This window comes from Synergistaceae bacterium, from assembly GCA_017444345.1.
Classification (GTDB): Bacteria; Synergistota; Synergistia; order Synergistales; family Aminobacteriaceae; genus JAFUXM01.
Genome location: JAFSWW010000006.1, coordinates 1 through 7,741 on the forward strand (window position 1 = coordinate 1; position 7,741 = coordinate 7,741).

The window sequence follows — 7,741 nt, forward strand, 5'->3', positions numbered from 1 at the left end:
CGTCATAAACGTTCAGAAAGTCGGCTATCAGTGTCACGTATTTCACGTAATTATTTCCGTCTGGTTTATGTGCGGTCTTTAAAAATGGCTTCATAAGCACACACCCGAAATGATTGACTTGTTTGTTGTCCCGTTTACTACAGTTTTAGTTACGACATTCTTTACATTTACTATTATCGGGCCGATCTTCTCACAGCTTGAAACATGGGTACTTGAGGCCGCAAAAATACTCGTAAAGAATCCAATCGGTTCGGGAATAATGGGCGCAATTTATCCGTGGACTGTAGTAATGGGACTTCATCACATGTATAACGTAATTGAAGCTGGTATGTTATCAGTTGAAGGCGGGTTAAATACATGGATGCCTATAGCCAGCGCGGCAAATTTCGCACAGTTCGGGGCATGTCTTGCAATAGGTCTTAAGGCTCGCAACAACCGCACAAAAGTTGTCGCAATTCCTTCTTCACTCTCTGCAGCACTCGGAATCACTGAGCCGGCAATTTTCGGTATTAATTTACGCTTCTTCAAGCCCATTATTGCAGGTATGATAGGCGGAACAATCGGCGCAATTTACGGAGCTTTTTCCGGGATCGGCGCGGCTGCTTACGGAGTTACAGGAATCCCCGGCTATCTCACTATTCAACAGCCAGTGCAATACACGATTTTATTAGCAATTTCCGGCGGTATAGCTTTTATTCTTTCATGGATTATGTGGAAAGAAGAAGCCCCCGAAGTTAAAGAAGTCCCCGAAGCTGCACCCGTTGAGACTCAGGAAAAAGTTTTAGAGTTCGCAACTGTCATTACTTCATCGGCCGGAGATATTGCACAGTGCACAGCAGGAAAAGTTATTCCCTATACAGAAATTCCTGATCCGACTTTTGCGGCTGGTACACTGGGACAAGGCGTGGGAATTCAACCTGAAGACGAATTTGTTTATGCTCCGATTGACGGCGAAATTTCTTCAGTTGCTGAGAGTAAACACGCTATAGGAATTTCAGGCGGCAACGATATGGAAGTATTAATACATGTCGGAGTTGACACTGTCGAAATGAAGGGCGACGGATTCGAAGATTTCGTAAAAGAGGGCGACAAGGTCAAGAAAGGCCAGAAAATTATGAAGTTCGACCGCGAAAAAATTAAGGCAGCAGGACACCCTGATACAGTTGTATTACTTCTCACGAACTCGGACGACTACGAAAACGTGAAGATCGGCATTAATAAATAATTTATTCAGCAAGAAAATTTTTCAGTCCTCCTGATTTTGATTAAGCGAGTCAGGAGGATTTTATTTTATTTCATAGTGATAATAATGACGTTAAATAATTGCCCGGTTTATTATTTTTCGAGTCAAAACTTGTCAAGCGTTCTATATATTTGCCGAGTATATCAGTCTCAAGATTTATAATGCTGCCTGCTTTGAGTCCGCCCAGTGTAGTAGCTTTCAGAGTCTCAGGAATGAGTCCCACTGAAAAACTAGAATCGCCCGCGTTTATAACCGTTAAGCTCACACCGTCAATGCAGACTGAACCCTTTTCGACTATTCCCCGCAATAAATTTTTATCTTCAGGAATAAATACGGCCTCGCGAGTCTCTTGTCCGTGAATTTCCTTCAAAGCTGCGACTCCGTCAACATGGCCAAGTACTAAATGCCCGTCTAATCTGTCAGATAATTTCATAGCCCGCTCAAGATTCACACGAGTCCCCGCCCGTAAATTTTTATGAAACCATGTGCGTGTAAAAGTCTCTTGCATAAGTTGAACGTCAAAAATTTTAGCGTTTATTCTTGTAACTGTGAGACATGCCCCGCTGATTGATACTGACTGGCCGATTTTAAGCTCGCTCGTAATATTTGACTCGATTGATAACGTGTAAAATGTACCCGTCTTGTGAAAATTTCTCACACTCCCTACTTCTTCTATAAGTCCCGTGAACATGACAGCCAGCCCTCTATAAAAATGTCGTCGCCTAAGCGTTTAATAGTTCTTCTAGAAATATCGAGATTAAATGCCTCACTCACTGAATTAAAATTTTTCCTCAAGTCAAAGCCCCGCCCTTCACCGAAAATTTTAGGAGCGATAAATAAATTTACATAATCGGCTAATTCTTCACGTAAAAACGAGCTTAATATTTCCGGCCCGCCCTCTATCATGAGAGTTAATACATTTTGAGTGATTAAATATTCAAGCGCAGATTTTAAATTTATGTGATTATTTTGCGATTCAATTATTGCTACTCTTGCGCCCGCGTCCTGTAAAGATTTAATTTTGCCCTCGTCCGCATTCTCACTTGTTAAAATCAAGCATTTATTATCATTTGAGATTACTCGCGAATTTATGGGCGTTCTTAAATTTGAGTCAAGAATTATTCTCAATGGGTCAATGCCTCTAATGTGTCTTACAGTTAATTGCGGGTCATCATTCAAGATAGTATTAACTCCGACTAAGACAGCATCATTTTGAGCGCGTAATTTATGGGCTTGAGTGCGTGACTCGATTCCCGTTATCCATTTGCTTGAGTTATTAGCAAGACACATTTTGCCGTCAAGACTCATAGCTGCTTTTAACGTGATGAACGGCCTGTTATATTTTTGCAGGAAAATAAAGCCCCGATTTAAGAATTTTGCTTGTTTCTCAAAAATTTTATTAGCCTGCTTTGTTTCGATTCCTGAATCTCGTAAAATTTGCAAGCCCTGGCCGTTGACTTTAGGATTTGGATCGGTCATTGCGTAAATGACTCTTGCTACTCCTTCACTTACCAGTCTTTGAGCGCACGGGGGAGTCTTCCCATAATGCGAACACGGTTCTAATGTAACATAAACAGTCGATCCGCGCAGATCTTCATTATATTTTTTTGCGTCGTTGATGGCCTCAATTTCCGCGTGATTGCCGCCGTATTCATGATGCCAGCCTTCACCGATAATTCTGCTATTTTTCACGATAACACAGCCGACCATAGGATTAGATCCAGTTTTGCCATGACCTTTTTGTGCGAGAAATAAAGCACGTTTCATGCAATAATAATCTGTATAACGTGAATCTATCTGTATAGAAATATTAACCGTCTCCCAGTTTATAAAATTTTGCTGTTATTATATATTTTTCTGGGCAGGCTGCACAAGAAAATATTATCTTTTTGCGAGAAATAAAGCGCGTTTCATGTAATAATAATCTGACTTGACGAAAATATTAACCGCCTCCCAGTTTATAAATTTTGCTGTTATTATATACGTTTTCGAGCGGGCTGCATAATAAAATCTCCCCTTGTTGTCGGGAGGGGCGGGCGAACAAGTTCGCGTTTTCATTTCGGGTTAGCGGAATGGTCATATAGCGAGAAATTTTTTATTACATGATAAAATTTTTTAGCTCGATAAAATATTTTAAGAGGGATGATTTAAACGAGAGAAATACGAATCGGCACGCGCGGGAGTGTGTTAGCTCTAGCACAGACAAATTTAATAGCTGATAAAATATTACAAACTTGGCCGGACTTGAGAGTCAAAATTATCACGATAACGACTCAGGGCGATATAAACATGTCAGCTTTCACGAGTCAATCACCCGGAATTAAAGGCATGTTTACTCACGAGATAACGCAGGCACTCTTGAATAATAAAATAGATTTCGCCGTTCACAGCCTGAAAGATTTACCCGTTCAGGAAGATAAAAAATTACCCGTTATAGCATATTCAAAACGAGGGGATGCAAGGGACGCGCTTATATTAAATAATAATTCATGCAGGATTTTAGCGTCGTCATCATTGAGAAGGCGTTTACAGCTAGAAAAATTATATCCTGACTATAAAATTATCCCGGTCAGGGGCAATATTAACACTCGAATCAGGAAACTTGACAATGAAAATATTTTTTCGGGGCTTGTCTTGGCTGTATCAGGTCTTGAGAGATTGAATCTTTCTCACAAAATCACTAAAATTTTTGCCGTAAATGAAATCATGCCCGCAGCTGGTCAGGGAATTCTAGCATGTCAGGGCGTTGCAGGTAAGAATTATAATTATCTTGAGTGCGTTAATGATAAGGACTCGCAGGATTGTGCGCTCGCTGAAAGGAGTTTTGCGAGTGAGTTAAACGCCGGATGTAACATTCCCGCCGGAGCATATGCAGAAATTCACGAGAATATTTTGACTCTCAGGGGCTTATATATAGACAATAATAAAATATTTCACACAGGAATTTTAACGGGTTCAAGAAAAGACGCTGAAATAATCGGGCAGAATTTAGCAAAAAATTTATTGATGGAGCTTAAATCTTAAATCATGAATGTATACATAATCGGAGCAGGGCCGGGGGATCCGTCTTTATTGACAGTGAGGGCGCAGGAAATTCTAAAACGTGCTGAAATAGTCATATATGATAGACTCGTTAGTGATGGAATTCTTGCAATGATTCCGGAAAATGCAGAATTAATTGACGCGGGCAAATCTTCAAGTTCTCATAAATTATCACAGCGCGAAATTGAATCACTAATCATAAAACTTGCTAAAACTGGCAAAATTATAATCAGGCTCAAAGGGGGCGACCCTTTTTTATTTGGACGGGGCGGAGAAGAGGCCGGCGCGCTGATAAATGCGGGAATTGATTTCGAACTGGTGCCGGGCTTAAGTTCTGCGCTTTGTGTACCTGAATGGGCGGGAATTCCTGTAACTCATAGAGATTTCTGCTCAGGCCTGAATATTTTCACCGCTCATGATAAATATAATATGCTGCCTGATTTTGATAACACGACTAAAATTTTTTTAATGGGAGTAGCTAACTCTGAAAATTTGCAGGAAAAATTATTACTTGATAACAAATTAAATCCTGATACGTGCTGTGCTGTAATAGAAAACGGGACAATTTCAAAGCAGAGAATCATACGCACTGAATTAAAAAATTTGCACTCTGCTATAATCGCAAATAATATAATGCCTCCTGCTGTAATAATAATAGGCCAGACAGCAAAATTAAATCTCAATATGCGCGAAAAATTACCCCTTCACAATAAACGCATAATCATAACAAGACCGGCCGGACGTTCTGAAGGTTTAGCGGAATTATTACGGGACTCGGGAGCTGAAATTATTTTATTGCCGACTATAAAAACTAGCATAATATATAATTCTCTCACAAATAAAAATTTAGGCGGCTATGACTGGGCAGGCTTCACGAGCGTTACAGGTGTTAATGCATTATTTGAGATTTTGCGGGAATCTAAGCGCGATATAAGAGAATTAGGCAGCGCGAAAATTGCGGCAATAGGTCAGGCAACTGCAAACGCTTTAGAGTCCCACGGCCTAAAAGTTGATTTTATGCCTGAAATTTATGACTGCGAACACTTAGCACGCGGCTTAACGAGTCAAAATAAAATCTTAATGTTCAGGGCGTTAAACGGATCTCCGGAAATTGCGAAAATCTTTGACTCAAATAATATAAATTATGACGAGATTTGCATTTATAGAATCGATTACGTAAAATTAAAACATGTTCCGGAATATGCAGACTTTATAATATTTACTAGTGCTTCAACTGTGAGAGGCTTTATCATGAATACTAATAAATTTCGTGAAGTAAAAGCTATTTGTATAGGACAGCAGACAGCAGGCGAGGCAATAAAAGCAGGTTTCATGAATATAGAAATCTCAAAGCAGGCTGAAATAAAATCTATTTATGATTGTATTATGGCTTGCTTGTGATAAAAAATTTTTCAGGAGGTTTATTATTTATGCGTAAAATTTTATTAGCTCTATTAATATTATTCGTGTCATGTTCGAGTTTATATGCTGGAGAAGTCAAGAAATTTGACAGCAAGATTCTTGATGTCGAACTCAAGACAAACGCAATCACTCTTTACGAAAATATTCCCTTTGCTCAGGGATTCGCACAAGGTGTATTAACTTATTCGCTAACTATGGACATTCTCCAGCCAGCCGGTAAAAATCCCTTGCCATTAATAGTATATGTAACAGGGGGCGGCTTTATAATGGCTCCAAAAAATAACTGGATTCAGCAAAGAATGAGACTCGCCGAGTCCGGTTATGTCGTAGCAAGCATTGAATATCGTAATGCACCTCTCGCAAAATTCCCTCAGCCATTGCAGGACGTGAAAGCTGCTATAAGGTGGCTGCGTGCTCATGCGGGACAATTTAATATTGATGCTGACAGAGTAGGAATCTTAGGCAACAGCGCGGGCGGTTATCTGTCTTCATTCGTGGGACTAACTAACGGCATGAAGGAATTTGAGGCGGGAGATTTTCTTGATTATTCGAGCGATGTTAAATGCGCCGCAAATATATTCGGAATCACGGACGTTAGAAATATCGGCATGGATTATGACACAGAGAATCAGAAAGGCCACGCATCAGCCGGATCAACTGAAGCATTATGGGTGTTGGGAACTTCTACATTCGGGGGCAAGGACGGGGGAGTGTTAGCTCATCCTGAAGAGTCAGCAAAAGCAAGCCCTGTAGAATATGCCAGCGAGAAATCAGCACCTATGTTATTTATGCACGGGGACGCAGATAAACTTGTTTCACCGGGTCAGACAGATTTATTATTTCAGGCTTTGAAGTCAAAAGGTGTCGAGACTGAAAGATATATCGTGAAAAACGCTGCACACGGAGGGCCGTACTGGGTTCAAGAGCCGGTCATAAAAATTATGATTGACTTCTTTGATAAATATCTCAAGAAATAAAAAATTTTCACTCCCCTTGTGATTTATTTATTCACCGGGGGATTTAATTTCGCTTATAAGATTTTGCAGGATCTCAATTATTCCTGAATCATTAATTCCCTCGGCTTGTTTTACGAGTAAATATAATTTGTCCTTCTGTGAACGCGTTAATAAGTCTTCAATAATTAAAATTTGCCCGCGTAATTCTTTAAATTTTTGTGCCGTGTCGATTTTAGCTTTAATTTTGTCGTCGTCTGAACTCGCAGCAACCGCCGCACCCTTTGCAATTAAGTCTTGATTTATTTCGGGTATAATATTTAATTCTTCGCTGAAAATTTGCCTTATTATGGGAATATTACTCATTCCGCCGGTTAAAATAATTTTTGCAGGCTTGTATATTCTATAAAACTTTTTTGCCGTGTGTGAAGCTCTCTTAACTTGAAAATATATTAGACGCTCAAAATCTTCACGCAAAATATCAACTCCGCGCCACGTGAAAGAATTATTATTTGAGAGATAAATTTTTATGTGTTCGGCCTTAGTGTTATCAGCTAAATTTATATTAAATCTCGCACTAAGCCATTCAGTAAAAATCTTGTCTATAATATTCCCGTTCAAATCCGGTATAATTTCTTCGTCTAATATTTCATTATCATAAATAACTGACATAGAAAATTTTGACGCTCCGAAATCGCAAATTAAGGCACTCCCAGTATCAGCATAAATTAAGGCCTCATAAGAATTTATTATGTTTACATCATCAAAGCCGGAATTACTTGCAAGTTTTATGATCTCATCGCGCTGTCGTTTATTATAATCGTCGGGAACTGCTATATAACATGAAGTAATAATATCATCTAAGAAAATTTCTGACTCTTCTCTTAACGTGTTAAAGTCAAAGCCTTCAAGTTTTGCCGTAACCTGTCCCTTGTTAGCAGCTGTTAATATTTTCGTCCCTGCGTCAATGCCTATAGATATAAAATTTTTCGAGTCAGCCATTTATTTCACCTCCTAATTTTACGCTTTATTCTACTCCCACCCGCCCACCCTGCTACTTCGTAGCAGAGTAGAATAGTGA

General features: G+C 39.5%; 7 protein-coding genes. 4 read left to right on the top strand and 3 right to left on the bottom strand.

Annotated features, from left to right (window positions below; genetic code table 11):
* The first annotated feature begins 109 nt into the window (after positions 1-109).
* On the top strand, positions 110-1,225 hold the full coding sequence (locus tag IJS99_00165) for a PTS glucose transporter subunit IIA (GenBank protein MBQ7560233.1): 1,116 nt from the start codon (positions 110-112) through the stop codon (positions 1,223-1,225).
* Between the two features lie 70 nt (positions 1,226-1,295).
* Here IJS99_00165 and IJS99_00170 read toward each other — a convergent pair whose 3' ends face one another.
* Positions 1,296-1,934, bottom strand: coding sequence for a riboflavin synthase (locus IJS99_00170; GenBank protein ID MBQ7560234.1), 639 nt, complete (start codon positions 1,932-1,934; stop codon positions 1,296-1,298).
* A complete protein-coding gene (ribD, locus tag IJS99_00175; GenBank protein MBQ7560235.1) occupies positions 1,916-3,010 on the bottom strand; it encodes a bifunctional diaminohydroxyphosphoribosylaminopyrimidine deaminase/5-amino-6-(5-phosphoribosylamino)uracil reductase RibD in 1,095 nt (364 codons plus the stop codon). The genes IJS99_00170 and ribD overlap by 19 nt, the downstream gene beginning before the upstream one ends.
* Before the next feature lie 417 nt (positions 3,011-3,427).
* Between ribD and hemC the strand changes: the two genes are divergently transcribed.
* From hemC to IJS99_00190, 3 genes are read left to right on the top strand one after another with little or no spacing between them, the layout of a single operon-like run.
* Positions 3,428-4,267 carry a hydroxymethylbilane synthase gene (gene hemC, locus IJS99_00180; GenBank protein ID MBQ7560236.1) on the top strand — a complete coding sequence of 280 codons (840 nt, stop codon included), beginning with the start codon at positions 3,428-3,430 and terminating at the stop codon, positions 4,265-4,267.
* Between the two features lie 3 nt (positions 4,268-4,270).
* Entirely contained in the window at positions 4,271-5,686 is a 1,416-nt protein-coding gene (gene cobA / locus IJS99_00185; protein MBQ7560237.1) for a uroporphyrinogen-III C-methyltransferase, read from the top strand.
* Between the two features lie 29 nt (positions 5,687-5,715).
* On the top strand, positions 5,716-6,684 hold the full coding sequence (locus IJS99_00190) for an alpha/beta hydrolase (protein ID MBQ7560238.1): 969 nt from the start codon (positions 5,716-5,718) through the stop codon (positions 6,682-6,684).
* 27 nt (positions 6,685-6,711) lie between these two features.
* Here the strand turns inward: IJS99_00190 and IJS99_00195 are convergent, their stop codons facing one another.
* The gene (locus IJS99_00195) at positions 6,712-7,662 is read right to left on the bottom strand and encodes an Hsp70 family protein (protein ID MBQ7560239.1); all 951 of its coding nucleotides are present in this window, start codon (positions 7,660-7,662) and stop codon (positions 6,712-6,714) included.
* Positions 7,663-7,741 lie beyond the last annotated feature (79 nt).

Bases quoted from the DNA above. Each gene is read 5' to 3' on its own strand.
- IJS99_00165 (MBQ7560233.1), top strand. From the start codon at position 110: ATGATTGACTTGTTTGTTGTCCCGTTTACTACAGTTTTAGTTACGACA.
- IJS99_00170 (MBQ7560234.1), bottom strand. From the start codon at position 1,934: ATGTTCACGGGACTTATAGAAGAAGTAGGGAGTGTGAGAAATTTTCAC.
- ribD (MBQ7560235.1), bottom strand. From the start codon at position 3,010: ATGAAACGTGCTTTATTTCTCGCACAAAAAGGTCATGGCAAAACTGGA.
- cobA (MBQ7560237.1), top strand. From the start codon at position 4,271: ATGAATGTATACATAATCGGAGCAGGGCCGGGGGATCCGTCTTTATTG.
- IJS99_00190 (MBQ7560238.1), top strand. From the start codon at position 5,716: ATGCGTAAAATTTTATTAGCTCTATTAATATTATTCGTGTCATGTTCG.
- IJS99_00195 (MBQ7560239.1), bottom strand. From the start codon at position 7,662: ATGGCTGACTCGAAAAATTTTATATCTATAGGCATTGACGCAGGGACG.